Source organism: Pontibacter sp. YIM B11418, from assembly GCF_059278805.1.
The window spans coordinates 742818-759259 of sequence record NZ_JCAEMH010000002.1; the positions used below are offsets into that span (position 1 = coordinate 742818).

Below are 16442 nucleotides of genomic sequence, written 5' to 3' on the forward strand. Positions count from 1 at the left end.
TTTCATTCTACCACCTAATCCCCTCATTCCCGTATTACCCCATGTGAATACATGGGTTCTATGAGCATACCGGAAACAAACGGCATTTTTGCGGCGCATTACTTACTGAAAGAACAACTAAGTTCGGGGGGAGTTGAAGAGGTCTGGAAGGCTGAAGACTGGACGGCAGAAGGGGCTCCGGTAACACTGAGGCTGTACGCACCTCATATCCGGCTCGATCACCATAGCCTGGAACTGCTGCAACGGGAACAAGAAGAGCGGGCTTTATTACAACATCCCCATCTGCTTATACCTTCGCATTTCGGCGTACACCAAGGTATTCCTTTTGATATCGCACCGCTGCAGACACAGCATACCTTGTCGCAGGTTGCACCGCTACCAGAGAGGGAAATTACCCGACTGATTTCCCAGGTGGGCAGTGCCTTGGAATACCTGCACACCAGACAGCCCCCTTTGCCACACCGACAGATCAACCTGTCCAATATTATACTAGATGCTCAGGGAAATTACCTTTTGGCTGTACCGGCCTTTAGCAGCCAGCTGCGCACACTCCTGCACCGTGCTACTGGCACGCCGCTGGCTCAGAGCACTGCCTATGCCGCACCGGAACTGTTTGGGTCCCACCCGAAGCACTCAGCTGCGAGTGATATATTTGCACTTGGCGTGAGCCTGTACGAGTTGTGCACCGGCGAAACGCCTTGGCTGGGAAACGGTGGTTTGAGCCTAAGCCAGGGGGCAGAGATTCCAATTGTTCCTGATCCATATTCCCGTATACTAAGCAACCTGGTGCGTGCCTGCCTGCATCCAGATCCTGAGAAAAGACCCACGGCACAGGTGCTCGTTGAAGAGGCCAACTATTATCTGGAATACGGCAAATGGAAATCTTACGGCACTTTTGGAAATGTAACGGCAGAGTCGATCGTATACAAAAGAAGGACTTGGCTATGGCCTACCATTCTTTTCCTGCTGCTGATAGTTGCGCTTGGCGCCGCGTATTATTTTCTAGTATGGAATAAACCCGGTAAGGAACTGGCTACAGATACCGATGTAAGCACCAATCTACCAGTTATACCCTCCATTCCTGATTCGACTGTAGCTGATAGTACACCAATAGCAACCGACAACACAACGGAAGCGGTGAAACCGGACACGCCAACCAAAAAGCAGCCCAGCCAGCCGCCAAAAACTAATCCGGCTCAGGCTGGTACGCCGAAAGCACAAGTTTCTCCGGCTTCCAAACCCGCTCCGTCACGCCCGGTACAGCCCGCTTACCCTCAGCCAACTAGTCTGGAGGGTTACCTGAACGGCTTGCTTAACCAGGAAATACCGCTGGAGGTACGTGACCGATGGCGAACTTCCATCAAAAAATACTTCTCTCCGGATGCCATCATTTATGCCCGCATGCACGACGCTCCATTGGGAAGCTTCGGTGTCAGTGAGTTTATTGACATTCTCTTAAGCACAGAAGAGGGCAATAGTATTGTCATTGACAAGATCATCTACGACCCAGAGGAAAAGGGCGCAATAGATGAGATCAACGTGAGCATTATTGCTGTTCAATAATTTAATGTTTTAATAATCCACAGTTTTTGGCTTTTTAAAGATAATTTTCAATATTTAAAAAGCAATATATTCTGTGGATTATGTTTGGAACTCTCCTCAACCTGCAATGGAAGCAGGCCCGCCGGTCGCCGGCTTATGAGAAAAGCCTGGTAGTGAAGTTTATACTCGGGTTCTTCATCATCTATTTTGCGCTCATCTTTATTGGGCTCGGGTTTTTTAGCGATAAAATACTTGCCGATGTTTACCCGGACCAAGATCCTGTTGCCTCTTTTAACAGCTTCCTGCTCTTTTATTTTTTAATAGACCTCGTGTCGCGCTTTATGCTGCAAGACTTACCGGTGCTGGCCATTCAGCCTTTCCTGCACCTGCCTGTAAAGCGGAACAAGCTTGTGCACTTTGTGCTGCTGCGCTCTATACCCAGCGTGTTTAATCTGCTCTTGCTGCTGGTATTTGTGCCATTTATGCTGCGTGCGGTAGTGCCAGCGCACGGCGTAGGTATAGCGCTGGTCTGGCTGGCCTCCCTCCTGCTGCTCACGTTCATCAACAATTTCATTCTTATCTACTTCAAGCGGCAGCTAACCTCCAACCCGAAAATAACGCTACTGCTTGCACTGGTAGTCGGTGGCCTCATGCTGCTCGACTACCTGCAGGTGCTCTCACTGCGGCAGGTTTCGACGGTGGCATTTGGTGCCTTGCTGCAGCAACCATGGCTCGTACTTGTGCCTTTGCTGGGACTGGTGGGGGTATACCTGCTTAACTACCGGTTTCTGATGCAGCACCTTTATCCGGAGGAGATCTACGTCAAGAGAGTCACCACAGTAGAAGGGAACGACATGGCTTTTCTGAACAAATTTGGGGATACCGGAAAGCTGATCGCCCTGGAATTGAAGCTGATCTGGCGCCACAAACGACCGAAGTCCATGGTAATGATATCGGCCTTCCTTCTATTTTACGGTCTTATTTTCTATACTAACAAGGTATATTTGGAAGGCTGGGGCATGCTCATCTTTGTAGGTATTTTCGTGACAGGCGCCCCAATGTTCAACTACGGCCAGTTTGTGCCGGCCTGGCAAAGCGCTCATTACGACGCCCTGCTCACCAGACCAATTTCGACTTACCAATATGTGAAAGCAAAGTACCTCATGTTTGTGCCTTCTATTCTGCTGGTGACCGTTCTCACACTCCCTTATGCATTGTTCGGCACGAAAGTACTCCTCATCAACCTGGCTAGTTGCGTGTTCAACATCGGCGTGAACTCAATTGTCGTGCTATACTTTGCGGCGCTTAACAAAGAGCGGCTCGACCTGAGCAATGGTTCTGCCTTTAACTGGCAAGGTGTGGGAGCCTCTAAGTTTGTGATGATGCTGCCGATGGTGCTGGGACCGGTTGCTATCTTCCTGCCTTTCTCTTTTATGGACATACCGCAGTGGGGCATTTTCGCTCTTGCCTTTACTGGTGCGTTGGGAATCGTTTTCCATCGCCAGCTGCTTCGAATGATGGCCAAACGATTCGAAGACAGAAAGTATACCCTGGCTGCCGGTTACAGACAGCACTAATCAACCCAACTACCTGAAGACGAAAAACATCAGCTATACCTGAAAAGAAATGAATATGATGATTGAAGTAAAAGATCTTGTAAAAGCATACAGCAACACCACAGTCGTGAACATACAGGGGTTGCACGTGGCGCCCGGCGAGACCATTGGTTTAGTGGGAAACAACGGGGCAGGCAAGACTACCCTGTTTCGGATGCTGCTGGACCTGGTGCGCCCTACTGACGGCGTAGTTACCTCGAAGGGTATACCAGTGGCACACACCGATGCCTGGAAATACTATACCGGTTCGCACCTCGACGAAGGTTTTCTGATAGACTACCTGACGCCAGAAGAGTACTTTAAATTTATCGGCGACCTGCACGGCCTGTCCAATGGCGACATACAGGAGCGTCTGCAGCCCTTTGTCGATTTTTTTAACGGCGAGATACTACAGCAGCGCAAGTACATCCGCGACTTTTCGAAGGGCAACCAGAAAAAGGTAGGTATAGCTGCTGCCGCACTTTCCCACCCCGAGCTCCTGATCCTGGACGAGCCCTTTGCCAACCTGGACCCCAGCTCCCAGATCAGGCTCAAAAACCTGCTGCGCAGCCTGCACGAGCGCCACGGCATGACCATGCTTATCTCCAGTCACGACCTCAACCACGTCACCGAGGTATGCGAGCGCATTGTTATTCTGGAGAAAGGCCAGATCGTGCAGGATATGCAAACGACCGAAGACACACTACAGGCATTAGAGGCCTATTTCACGGTATAGCTATACCCCATCACCTCAGGTATAAAAGCCACCAGTTTAGTTTCTGGTGGCTTTTACTTTTTAACACAAGCTAATCTGGCAGCTGAACGACCTAATAGAAAACTTTACGTTTAAGCTTACAGTAGTATAACGCAGTTAAGTTTTAGTTTAACTAACCAGGTATACCTAAGCGATCCTCTCCCATGAAAGCATACCTTATCCTTCTTTTTCTATACCTGAGCCTTTACCCTGCCCTGGCGCAGCAGCCTGTTGACTTCCGCGATCGGGAGGTGGTATTTCGCTCGGTTAATCTCATCCCGATGGACAAAGAGCAGGTGATCGAGAACCAGACGGTTGTCGTGAAAGACGGCAAGATAACGGCCATAGGCGGGGCTGGAAAGGTTAAGTACAGCAAGAATGCGCTGATTGTGGATGGCAAAGGGAAATACCTGATGCCCGGTCTGGCCGAAATGCACGCGCACGTCCCTCCTGTCGATGACTTGGAACCGATGAAAGAAGTGCTGCAGTTGTTCACGCTACACGGTATCACCACGTTTCGGGGCATGCTCGGACACCCGCGCCACCTGGAGTTGCGCAGCAAACTGCAATCAGGTGAGTTGGTTGGTCCCCGGTTCTATACCTCCGGCCCATCGTTAAACGGTAACAGCGTTAAAACCCCAGAGGCAGGTGCCACAATGGTCAGGCAGCAAAAGCAGGCGGGCTACGATTTCCTGAAACTGCACCCGGGACTCACTACTGAAACCTTTGCCGCCATCGCCAGCACTGCCAACCAGATCGGGATGCCCTTTGCCGGCCACGTATCTTACGAGGTTGGCATCTGGCGCGCCATTGAGGCGGGCTACGCATCCATCGACCATATGGATGGTTTCATCGAAAGTCTGGTGCCGGGACTGGAGGCTATACCTGAGCAGGAGGTCGGACTCTTTGCCATGTACATTGCAGACCAGGCAGATACCACCCGTATACCTAAGCTGATGACCGCTTTACGCGAAAAGAACATCTGGGTAGTGCCCACGCAGGCGCTTGCCGAGCGCTGGATGTCACCGGCTGAGTCACCTGAAACCTTAGGCAGCAAACCCGAAATGAGGTACATGAACCCTAAAACGGTCCAGAACTGGATTGCCGCCAAGCAAAAACTGATGGACGATCCGCGCTATGACGCCGAGGCCATGAACAGGTATGTGGACCTCCGCCGGAAACTGATCAAAGCCTGCAACGACAACAGAGTGGGACTGTTGCTTGGCTGCGACGCCCCGCAGGTGTTCAACGTGCCCGGCATCTCCACACATCAGGAACTCGCATACCTGGTGGCAGCAGGTCTGAGCCCGTACGAGGCCCTCCGTACAGGAACTGTCAATGTGGGCAAATACTTCAAACGTGATGATATTGGCGTGTTGAAAGTGGGGGCCGCGGCGGATCTGTTGCTGCTCCACGGCAATCCGCTCAACGATATTTCCCAAACACAGCGTATAGCAGGTATAGTGATCGGCCATACCTATCTGCCAGAAGCCTACATCAAATTGGAGCTGAAGAAACTGGAGAAAGCAAAATAAACGAAGGCTTTATAACCAAATGCCTCATGACCTGTTAGGAATCCGATACTTTGAAAAAACCTAATTACATTAACCGTAAACCTATGAAATTGAAATCCATACTGATGCTGGCAGGCCTGCTGTTAACGCTGACAGCACAAGCCCAGCAAACGAAGGGCACCGACCAAATTGAAACCAAAAAAGGACCACTAACGATACAGCCCGTGCTGCATGGTACCCTGGCTCTCACTTGGGACGGTAAAACGATTTACGTTGATCCGTACGGCGGTGCGGAAGTATTTAAAGGTATAGCCGCACCCGACCTGATCCTGATCACCGACATTCACCCAGACCACCTCGATCTGAAAACGCTGCAGGCGATCAACACGGACAAAGCAACCTTTGTAGTGCCGCAGGCTGTAGCCGATAAGCTGCCCGAAAACTTCAAAAAGCGAGTGGTGGTGATCGGTAACAATGACCATACCGAACAGATGGGTATTTCCATTGCGGTACTGCCCATGTACAACCTGCCCGAAACCGAAGACTCCCGCCACCCCAAAGGACGAGGCAACGGCTATGTGCTGGAATTTGCTGACAAAACCGTATACCTGTCAGGCGACACAGAAGACATTCCGGAGATGCGTGCGCTTCGCAACATCGATGTGGCCTTCGTTTGTATGAACCTACCTTATACCATGGACATCGACCAGGCCGCTTCGGCGGTGCTCGAGTTTAAGCCAGCCATCGTATACCCGTATCACTACCGTGGTCAGGACGGACTGAGCGATGTGGAAGCCTTTAAGCAAAAGGTAAATGACGGAGATAAAAAGATAGACGTACGCCTGCGCAACTGGTACCCGGAAACCGACAAAAAATAACACCCAACATGCACGACTTTCGGCTGTACATAGAATACACTGCCCGTGCCATCGAAGCAATTGGAGTCCTGATCATAGCGATCGGGGCTGCCATTGCGCTTTTCCGCTTTATTTTTCCGCTTCGCCACAATTCCCACCGCTCGTACATTATGTTGCGCCACGAACTCGGCAAAGCAATTCTGCTGGGGCTGGAAATACTGGTTGCCGCCGACATTATTGCCACCGTGGTCACGGAGCCATCCCTGGAACGTGTGCTCACACTTGGCCTGGTCGTGCTGATTCGTACCTTTCTGAGCCTGTCGCTACAGGTAGAACTCGAAGGGCGTTTTCCCTGGCAACCCAGAAATCCTGAAGCCGAACAACCGCGTTAGCATTCTAACTGATAAAACCGTATATAACTATACACACCGCATCATGGTCCGCACCATGCCATACCTGCTGCTATACCTGTATCGGATTTCTCATTGCTGTGCATGCGCACAAAGCTCCTTTCTACTAAACAAACAATCGTACTGATAGCAGGGCTCTTATTGGTGCTCTACATGGTATTTGAACATTTTACGAGCTACAACCGGCTGCGCGGGCATTATACCATTGGCGTGATTCTCAACACGATCGAACTTATGCCGGGCGATACGGATGTCGTGAAACTGATCATCAGCAAAAAGCTGGAGCAGATAAACCGGCATGGCGGTGTGCAGGGGCGTGAACTGCGGGTAAAATACCTGGATGATAAGGGCAGCTCTGAAACGGCCCGCCAGGTAGTGCACGAAACCATGAAGGACAACCACCTCATTGGTTATGTTGGCTGCTGGAGTTCCACCCGTTCCAAAGCTATCTCGGAGCTAATTGGGCCGGCGCGTATTCCTTTCGTCGGCGGTTTTGCCCTTACTCCTCTTTTCAGCGAGTACCCCACGATGTATACAGCGGAGCGAAGTATCGTAGACCTGGCTATTGTGTTTGGGGAACTGCTTGCAGATTACGATCGCCCGGCATTTGTTGGCAAAGCAGCAGATTTATACTCGATCGCGATTTTCGGTAAAATGCAGGAAGTAGTTAGTCAGAATCCGGATAAGGCGCTGGTGCATGAGCAGTGGTTTGCGGGAAACCACCGCTATACCGCTGCCGACATCGACTCGCTTAGCAAGATGCTCCGCTCCGATGCCGCTGATTTCCTGGTGCTCTCTTTCGAAAGCGGGATTACCTCATACCTTGTCCAGGAACTCCGGAAGAATGGCCTCACCATGCCCATCTACACAGCTTTGGGCGACCTGGGTTTTGTGGCTTCCCAAACCAATGGGCAGCAGGCAGGCGAGTTATACGACCTCAACGTGGTAGGTATACCGGGTACCTTAAACCTGCGGCTACAGGAACAGATTCCGACTTTTCAAAAAGAGATCAGGTACGGACAGACCCTGGAATTGCAACTTAGTTTTGGAGCCCGCCTTGCCGACAGCATCGGTATACTGGTGGAGGCTGCCCGATCTTCAAGCGCGGCTAGCAGTGCCGATATACCTATCAGAGAGCGCATAAACCAGGGAATGGAGCAGTATATGGGAGGTGGGCGCATTTACAGAGGCTGATCCGATGACTGGTACTTCACGCCTGAAAGAGCCATTGCCGGAGATGTGCTGCTTGCCTGGAAACCACCCAATGCGTCGCAGCATATTCTGGCGCCAAGGCAGTATATGTCCCTGGACGATACTCTGCGCACCATACCTGTGCTCTATACCCACATGGACCTGGTACAGATCAATCGGATAAGCGATATTGAAGGGAGCTTCTATGCTTCATTTTACCTGGAGGTGATCTCAGCAGCACGTTTTTCGGTTGACCAGTTGGACTTCACAAATGCTGCCCGCAGTGAAACAAGCCACGACTACCTCCTGGATATTAAACTGGTGCGTCAGCGTAGTGTACCCGGCAATATGGATTTATATAACTACCTGTACAAAATATCCGGCAAGTTTATTTTTGAGCCTGACCTGCGCAAATACCCGTTTGACAGACAACGTTTTTCTATTTCGCTTCAGCCGGCCAGCGCTCTGAAGCCTTTTATGGTGCAGCCCTCCCACCCCGCCTCCCGTGACACAACATTCGAGGTGAAAGGCTGGAATGACAACGCCCATTACGTAGGCTTCGATCATGACATTATCAGCTCTGTCAACAACTTTGAGCTATCGCGCCACACCATCCCTTTTTATAAATTCAACTATACCTATGTGCTCTCCAGGGCACGCATTGACTTTTTTTTGAAGGTCTTCACTCCACTGCTCGTCATCCTGATCATCACTTATTTTTCTGTGTTTATACCGCTGCTCCGCTTCGAAACACTGGAGGCAATTCAGGTCACGTCGCTGCTCGCTTCCATTGCGCTCTACTTCTCAGCCTACAAGCCGGAAATGGAGTTCGCCACTATTTCAGACAAAATCTTTATTTTCACTTATGTCATGATCACCTCCCTGATCGGCACTTCTATTTTGCGGTTTGTCAAGCGCAAGAAGCACAACACTGAAAGCCGCCTGGCAAGCATTTACCAGCATTATATCTTTCCGATTATCGTGCTGGCTTTTACGCTGGCGGTGGTGTGGTAGCCTCTTGATCAGACTATTACATCTAACACTCAGAACTTTAACAGAATTATGCGTGTTAACCCTGCATGAAAAGCCAGCCCGCGCGCACGACCGACCGTGCAACTGGTCCGAGCTTTTTGAGAGCGTTTTGGCAATAAAAGATAAACTTTTGAAGTTAGTGTAAAAAGGTTTTTGGATTTACAGCATAAAATCAGCCATTCGACTTTCTTAAAAAAATATTATTTTTATATTTACCGCAATTCAACTTTTACCATTATTCCAAAAAACATGAAAGCATTCTTTCTTTCCTTATTGATTGTGCTGACCACAGCAGCACCAGCAGTGCAGGCACAGGGAACGGCTAAAAATGAGAACAAGTCTGCCACTCCTTTGACCGGGCAGTTTAACGATCTCAAAAGCAAGTCCAACTCCTACATGGAAGGCAGCAGAGAGTATAAAGTGGTGAATGTCGCCTTACTTAACTCATTCTGGCAAAGTGTGCAGGCCACGATCAAAGATGTGGAGCAAAAGCAAGTGAAGGAGCTGAACGCAACCCGTCAGGATCTGGAGACGGCGCAGGCCCGAATTACCGAGCAGGAAAAAGAAATTGAAGCCCTGAAGCTTGACAACGCTCAAAAAGAAGCAGCCGTGCAGCAAAGCGAAGATGCAGTGAACAACCTGCATGTGCTGGGCATTCCGATCCACAAGCAGATTTATGTGATCATCAATACGGCCATTATCGCCTTGCTTCTTATTGCGCTGGGCGTAGTGTATACCCAGTTCAAGAGCAGCAAGAAGGTGACAGACCAGAAGAAGAAAGAGTTTGACGATATCGATCGCGAGTTCGCCGAGTTTAAGAAGAATGCTCGTGAGCGTGAGATCAAGATCAAGCGCGAGCTACAAACAGAGATGAACCTGGTGGCGGAACTGACCGATCAGGTTACCGCCTTGCAAAAGAAAGCACACGTGTAAGCAAATTCTCAAAACCACCAATATGCAGAACAGGCTGCCCTAACCAAGGGGCGGCCTGTTTTTTTATGGCCATAGGTGATCGTAGAACTTCTTGCTGCGCTTCTTATTTCTATCCCTGCCATACATGTAGTACACAAAGTAACCCACGCCATAAAGGATAAGTACGCATGCGATAATAATGACTTCCATGCCCTTTATACGAAACGCTATAGGAAGCTGGCTATCTGTTTGTAGTACCAAAGTAGATTTCAACGCTATCCTCTTCTACGGCAATAGCAGGGTTTACAAATTGCTACTGTACAAATATGTACTTCTATAGCTTAAGCCGATTGCCCGCCAAGCTACGTAGCTGCCAAAATTTATCGGATCTAGGCTAAACCTTGCAGTTTGCTGCATATTTTGTGCTCCAAAACCTCCCATTTCTGCAGACTCTACGTATATAAGACAAATTTTTTTTTATATACTTCAATAGTCCGCTTTAGCTAACCAGACGCTCGCTTATACTTGGTGATATTCCACCATCTTATACTTGGTGACATTCCACCATATTTTAACAACAGCAGGCATACGTCCCGGTTGGCTATACCTTACAGTGCAGGGTAAGCTAGCTGCGTATGCTCTTAAGCTACCCAAGAGACTGAATACCTGATTGTCAATGCGCTTTAAATAAATTCTATGATTCACTAAATGAGATCATTATGAAGAACACCTTTACATTCATTTTATTCATGCTATTTGTGCTTGGCACCTCAGGAGCCTGGGCACAGCAGCGGCAAGTCAGCGGACGGGTAACCGCCTCTGACACAGGACAGGGCCTGCCCGGGGTCAGCGTGACCATAAAAGGCACCACTACCGGTACACCAACCGACGCTGAGGGCAACTACCAGCTACAGGTACCCGACAACAATGCTATCCTGGTTTTTCGCTTTCTGGGCTACCAGACAAGAGAAGTGCCGGTGGGCAGTCAGGCTACTGTTAATGTGACACTGAATCTCGATGCGCAGGAGCTTGGCGAGGTGATGGTAACGGCGCTGGGTATCACCCGCGAGAAAAAGGCGCTGGGGTATGCCGCACAGTCGGTACAGGCGGAGGAACTGACGCAGCACCGCCAGCCCAACGTGCTCAATGCCATGCAGGGCAAAGTGGCCGGTGCTACCATTTCCAGTACGGGTGGTGCACCAGGTCAGGGTACCAGCATCCAGATCAGGGGCATCAACTCCATTGACCCTACCCGCAACAACCAGCCGCTCTTCGTCATTGACGGCGTACTGATGGACAACTCCACCTCCACCTTCGGGGCGGGCGCCGAACTCCGGGGCATGAGCAACCGCCTGGCAGATATCAACCCGGACGATATCGCGAGCATTAACGTGCTGAAGGGCGGCGCAGCAACAGCGCTCTACGGACTCCGCGGTGCAAACGGGGTGGTGGTCATCACTACGAAAAGAGGCGAGGCTGGTGCCTTGCGAGTGAGTTTGACCAGCACGGCCGGCATAGAGGAAGTGAACAAATTCCCGAAGACGCAGGAAACCTATACCCAGGGTTATACCGGTGTATACGACCCCACCAGCTTTTGGCCATCATGGGGACCCACAGTGGAAGAGGCACGGAAACTCGACCCGACACACCCCGAAAAACTCTACAAACACTTTGAGGATGCCTATGAAATGGGCCACCAGTTCCGGAACTCGCTGTCTTTCTCAGGCGGCAACGAGACCATCACCTACCTCTCTTCCCTCTCCCACCTGAAACACGAGGGCGTACTGCCTTTCACGGATTTCGAAAACTTCTCTGCCCGTCTGAACACCGATGTAAAGCTGAGCGACAAAGTACGGACAGGCGCTAACTTCAACTTCTCTAAATCAGGAGGTATGCGTTACAACGCTGACCGATTCAATGAGATGCTCAGCTACTGGTCACCACGCTGGGACGTGGAGGATTACAAAAAGCCGGATGGCACCATGCAGAGTTACGGCAACGACAACGCCATTTATGCGGCAGCCACCAACAAGATGGAAGACGACGTGAACCGTTTTATCGGCAGTGTACACCTGGGCTATACCCCACTCAAATGGCTGGACCTGAGCTACCGTATCGGGTTGGACAGCTATACCGACGACCGGACCCGCACCGCACCAGGGGAACGCGGCTTTGCCGATGAACGGGTGCTGGAGGACAACGGGCTGGGCTTCGTGTATGAGTATACCACCAAATTCCGCTCTATCAACTCCAACTTCATCGCCACCGCGACAACGGGCTTTGGAGAGAACTTCAATGCAACGTTCCGCCTGGGCCACGAGCTCTACGATGAACAGGTGAGAAGCTTTGGGGTGGAAGGCGATGAGCTGACCGTGTTCGACTTTTTTGATCTACGTAACGCACGTGCACTCACACCAAGAGATGACCAGTCAGGGTATAGACTGATGGGGGTTTTCGGGGAGGCGTCCATCGATTACCGCGACTACCTTTTCCTGACGCTGACAGGACGAAACGACATCACCTCGACGCTCAGCAAGTCCAACAATTCCTTCTTCTATCCGTCTGCCAGTTTAAGTTACGTGTTCTCGGAGCATTTTGAATTACCGGCCTTCATCAACCAAAGCAAGCTGCGCCTATCCTACGCCCAGATTGGTAAGGATGCGCCCCGCTACTCTACTTCATCCGGTTTCTCCCCTTACCTGGGGTTCCCTACGGGCTTTACCGGCTATACGCGTAGCGAGCTGCTCGGTAATCCAAATCTTAAACCCGAATTCACGAACACCTTTGAGGCAGGCCTGGAAATGGCGTTCCTGGACAACCGCCTAGGCTTCGACTTCACCTACTACTACTCGCTGAGCAAAGACCAGATCCTGCCGATTAATGTGGCAGCCTCTACGGGCTTCGTGCGGGCCGCCGTGAACTCGGGAAAAATGCGCAACAAAGGTATAGAGATCGTACTGAATGCGACCCCTGTCAGGTCTAATGACTTCAGCTGGGATACCAAGGTGATTTTCTCAGCCAACCGCAACAAAATCCTGAGCATACGCGAAGGGCTGGAGGAGATTCCGTATGCCTCCCAGTTTGGTTACCTGAGCTCTACCGTTTCCATGAAGCTGATACCTGGGCAGCCTTACGGTAACATTTACGGTTCCAGCTGGCAGCGCTACTACGGCCCCGGAGAAGAGGAAGATCCGCTGTTCATTGACGAAGACAGGCCTTTGCTGATTGGCCCGGATGGCTTTCCGGTACGTGCGCCGCTCTCCAAACAGAAGATTGTGGGCAACTCACAGCCAGACTGGATCGGAGGCTTCACCAACACCTTCACTTACAAAGGTCTGAGTCTGACAGCATTGCTGGATGCCCGCGTGGGCCACGAGAAATACAACCAGATGGGCAACTTCTTCTCCGCCTTCGGCATTGCCGACTATACAGAGAACCGCAACGAGACCAAGGTATTTGAGGGTGTGCTGGCCGACGGTACCCCAAACACCAAGCAGGTATGGCTGGGCCAGGGCGTGGGTCCGGATGGAGTCAACTACGGAGATGGTTTCTACCGCCGCTTCCACCGGGGCGTCTCAGAGGAGTTTGTGGAGGATGCCTCGTGGGTGCGCCTGCGCTCGCTGACGCTCAGTTACGCCCTGCCTGGGCAGTGGTTTGAGGACATCTTTATTCGCAACGCCTCCGTCTCCCTGACTGGCAACAACCTGTGGCTGTCCACTGACTATTCAGGATTTGACCCGGAAAACAGCTCCAACCCGAGCGGCAGCAACGTAGACGGGTTCGCTGGTTTTACTTACCCGGCCGTGAGAAGCTACCTGTTCACCCTGAACCTTGGGTTCTAAAAAGAGAGAAACATTATGAAAAAGATAGTTAGATACGCACTCGCCTTTACGATGCTAGGGGCTGCGATGGGTTTACAAAGCTGTGAAGACTACTTTGATCTGAATGATAACCCGAACCTGGTTCCTGTTGCGCCACTCAGTGCGCTCCTCTCCACCACTACCCACAAGACCGGACTGAACAGCCAGCGGGTAGCTGCTACCACCTCTTTCTTTGTGCAGTATGTGGCCAGCCCCACAGCCGGCAGTGGCACCGACACTTACCAGGTAACGGATTATACCGGCACCTGGGATGCGCTATACCTGGCTATGGCCGACATCTACGACATGAGGCAGAAAGGTATAGAGGAAGGCGCCTCGGACTATGTGGGCGTGGCCAACATCCTGATGTCCTATCACCTGAGCCTGGTGACCGACCTCTGGGGGGATGCGCCGTATTCAGAGGGCTTCGTCAACAGCACCCTGACCCCTGGTTTCGATACAGAGGAAGAGCTGTATGCCGAGGAATTGCGCCTTCTTGACGAAGGTATAGCCGAACTCCAGAAAACTGATTCCAAGGTAGTGCTCGACGATGCCAACGACCTGATCCATGGCGGCGACAAGGATGCGTGGATCAAGACAGCGTACGCCTTAAAAGCCAGATTACTCAACAAGGTGAGCAAGCAACCATCCTACGACCCGGCTGCTGTGCTGAGCGCAGTAGAAAACTCTTACAAGTCCAACGCCGACGATGCAGAGATGGCCGTGTTCGCGCTCCGGAATCCCTGGGCTGAAGTTGCGCGAAGCAATGCCTCCCTCATACTTGGCGGCTGGCTTTCGGAGCAGCTGGTAAACCACTTAAACGGTACCACCTATGGCGTAGTGGACCCCCGCATATCCCGGATCACGGACCCAACGGTGACTGGTACTTACGTAGGCACTCCGAACGGCGTAGGCAACGTGGGCCCGGCCAACAACACGGTGAAGGACGAGGTATACATCTCGCGCAACTCCCCTTTAACTGGCGAAGCGTCTCCACTTACCATTGTCTCCTATGCCGAGATGAAGTTCGTTGAAGCGGAAGCGGCTTTCCGTGCAGGTGATAGGCAGCGCGCCTATAACGCTTACCTGGAAGGTATACGCGCCCACATGGACAAGCTTGAAGTACCGGTGGCAGAGCGGGATGCTTACCTGAGCAACCCTGCGGTAGGTGTGGGAGCCGCTAACCTGACCCTCGACCTGATTTTCAAGGAGAAGTATGTGGTGACGTACCTCAACCCGGAAGCTTGGAACGATGCCAGACGCTACGATTACCAATATGCCAGCTTCACGCTACCTGCCAATGCGGCGCTGCCTACTTACATCCGCAGACTGGCATATCCGCAGGGTGAGACCAGCAAGAACCCAAATACCCCGGATTCACCTGTCTTGTCAGAGCCACTGTGGTGGGACCAGTAGAGTTAGTGAATTTAGGAGTTTGAAAGTTTAGTAGTGAATCGGACTTTCTGACTTTAATAGTAAAAAAAGCAGCAGCTGACCGGGGTGGATCGGCTGCTGTTTTTTTATGTTTGTCAACAAGCAATCCCTGAATGACTATGATATGCAGGAATAAAATGGAGCAAGTTTGCCGAAAGAATGATTTTAGTAGCCACTTATAAAGCTATGGAATAACAAATACATAGATAATTTCTATATTTAAAGGCTACATCTCCTACTTTATAGGTATAGCAATAACATACCTTACACTTTTATACCTGACTTATGAGCAAATACGGTCTGCACGGAAAACTAGAGGCGACAGCCGGTAATGGCGCACAACTTGCCCGGATTCTCCTGGAAGCTTCTAAGCTGGTTGCAACGGCAAAAGGCTGTCGGCTATACCTGGTAAGCCAGGAAAGCGCCGGATCTGATGCCGTATGGGTAACCGAGGTATGGGACAGCAAAGAAGACCACGACAACTCCCTGCAAGTGCCCGGTGTGAAAGAGCTGATCGCACTAGCTATGCCCCTGCTGGCTGGCAGACCCGAGAAAGGCCAGGAACTGGAAGTATTGGGTGGAGCGGGGTTGGTATAAACTGTTCGTCTATATGGCGGATAAACGACATAGTGTCGTTTACACAGTAGTTAGTATCAAGTCAAATTAATAATGATAGAAGAAAAGCCTAAAATCAAATTATTTTCCAAGTTCCTGCAAGAGTTTCAGAAAGAGACTGACCGTGGTGCATCTATTCTTGCAGCAAGTATGCTTGACCAAAAATTGAAATCGATTTTAGAAGATTTTCTAATTGACTGCAAAGCTACTAAACAACTTCTTGAGGGATTTAATGCTCCAATAGGGACATTTAGTCCGCGACAGCATTTGGCGTTTTCACTTGGGCTTATTTCTGAATATGAGTATAGCGACTGTGAAATAATCAGGAAAATAAGGAATGAGTTTGCCCACAAATTTGAATTAGAGTTTTCGTTCAAGGACAATAAAATCGCCACTCTATGCTATAATTTGCAAGCACCAACACCTGGAGACAAAGCTGAATTTAAAGATAAGCCAAGACAATTGTTTATCAACGGAGTAATAATGTTATATGTAAACCTACTGTACAGAGAGGATTATGTAAAGAAATTAAAGCTTCAACGACACGACTGGCAGGGCATTACATGGAATAAAAGGAAAATATAAAGAGAAAGCCAGATACTAACAACTAAGGCTTCGTTGGGTACGGAGTGCCCACAATGAAGCCGTGGTTGCACGGAACCGGGCGACGCGTTATGGGTTTTAAGTCGGAAGAGGCTTGCCCCTGAACTACTTGTTGGGGCTATC

General features: G+C 50.6%; 14 protein-coding genes. 13 read left to right on the top strand and 1 reads right to left on the bottom strand.

What is annotated here, in order from left to right:
- The first annotated feature begins 60 nt into the window (after positions 1-60).
- The 9 genes from AC4QZR_RS07645 (at position 61) to AC4QZR_RS07685 (ending at position 9828) form a co-directional block, all read left to right on the top strand.
- Positions 61-1563 (top strand): protein kinase domain-containing protein, encoded by a 1503-nt coding sequence (locus AC4QZR_RS07645; RefSeq protein WP_494480367.1) that lies wholly within the window; start codon positions 61-63, stop codon positions 1561-1563.
- Between the two features lie 80 nt (positions 1564-1643).
- A complete protein-coding gene (locus tag AC4QZR_RS07650) occupies positions 1644-3119 on the top strand; it encodes a DUF5687 family protein (protein WP_494480368.1) in 1476 nt (491 codons plus the stop codon).
- 58 nt (positions 3120-3177) lie between these two features.
- Positions 3178-3873, top strand: coding sequence for an ABC transporter ATP-binding protein (locus tag AC4QZR_RS07655; protein ID WP_494480388.1), 696 nt, complete (start codon positions 3178-3180; stop codon positions 3871-3873).
- Between the two features lie 182 nt (positions 3874-4055).
- A complete protein-coding gene (locus AC4QZR_RS07660; protein WP_494480369.1) occupies positions 4056-5426 on the top strand; it encodes an amidohydrolase family protein in 1371 nt (456 codons plus the stop codon).
- Positions 5427-5509: 83 nt separating this feature from the next.
- Positions 5510-6283, top strand: a complete 774-nt coding sequence (locus AC4QZR_RS07665) for an MBL fold metallo-hydrolase (RefSeq protein WP_494480370.1) — start codon at positions 5510-5512, stop codon at positions 6281-6283.
- 8 nt (positions 6284-6291) lie between these two features.
- Positions 6292-6654, top strand: coding sequence for a DUF1622 domain-containing protein (locus tag AC4QZR_RS07670; RefSeq protein ID WP_494480371.1), 363 nt, complete (start codon positions 6292-6294; stop codon positions 6652-6654).
- A gap of 102 nt (positions 6655-6756) precedes the next feature.
- Positions 6757-7866, top strand: a complete 1110-nt coding sequence (locus AC4QZR_RS07675; protein WP_494480372.1) for an ABC transporter substrate-binding protein — start codon at positions 6757-6759, stop codon at positions 7864-7866.
- 105 nt (positions 7867-7971) lie between these two features.
- Entirely contained in the window at positions 7972-8877 is a 906-nt protein-coding gene (locus AC4QZR_RS07680; protein ID WP_494480373.1) for a ligand-gated ion channel, read from the top strand.
- Positions 8878-9144: 267 nt separating this feature from the next.
- Positions 9145-9828 (top strand): hypothetical protein, encoded by a 684-nt coding sequence (locus AC4QZR_RS07685; protein ID WP_494480374.1) that lies wholly within the window; start codon positions 9145-9147, stop codon positions 9826-9828.
- 63 nt (positions 9829-9891) lie between these two features.
- Here the strand turns inward: AC4QZR_RS07685 and AC4QZR_RS07690 are convergent, their stop codons facing one another.
- Positions 9892-10017, bottom strand: coding sequence for a hypothetical protein (locus tag AC4QZR_RS07690; RefSeq protein WP_494480375.1), 126 nt, complete (start codon positions 10015-10017; stop codon positions 9892-9894).
- 509 nt (positions 10018-10526) lie between these two features.
- Here AC4QZR_RS07690 and AC4QZR_RS07695 point away from each other — a divergent pair.
- From AC4QZR_RS07695 to AC4QZR_RS07710, 4 genes are all read left to right on the top strand, one after another.
- Positions 10527-13649, top strand: a complete 3123-nt coding sequence (locus AC4QZR_RS07695; protein ID WP_494480376.1) for a SusC/RagA family TonB-linked outer membrane protein — start codon at positions 10527-10529, stop codon at positions 13647-13649.
- Positions 13650-13664: 15 nt separating this feature from the next.
- Positions 13665-15083, top strand: coding sequence for a SusD/RagB family nutrient-binding outer membrane lipoprotein (locus tag AC4QZR_RS07700; RefSeq protein WP_494480377.1), 1419 nt, complete (start codon positions 13665-13667; stop codon positions 15081-15083).
- Positions 15084-15386: 303 nt separating this feature from the next.
- Positions 15387-15698, top strand: a complete 312-nt coding sequence (locus AC4QZR_RS07705) for a putative quinol monooxygenase (RefSeq protein ID WP_494480378.1) — start codon at positions 15387-15389, stop codon at positions 15696-15698.
- Between the two features lie 72 nt (positions 15699-15770).
- Complete coding sequence (locus AC4QZR_RS07710) at positions 15771-16301, top strand: MltR family transcriptional regulator (RefSeq protein ID WP_494480379.1); 531 nt, start codon at positions 15771-15773, stop codon at positions 16299-16301.
- The last annotated feature ends 141 nt before the right edge of the window (positions 16302-16442 follow it).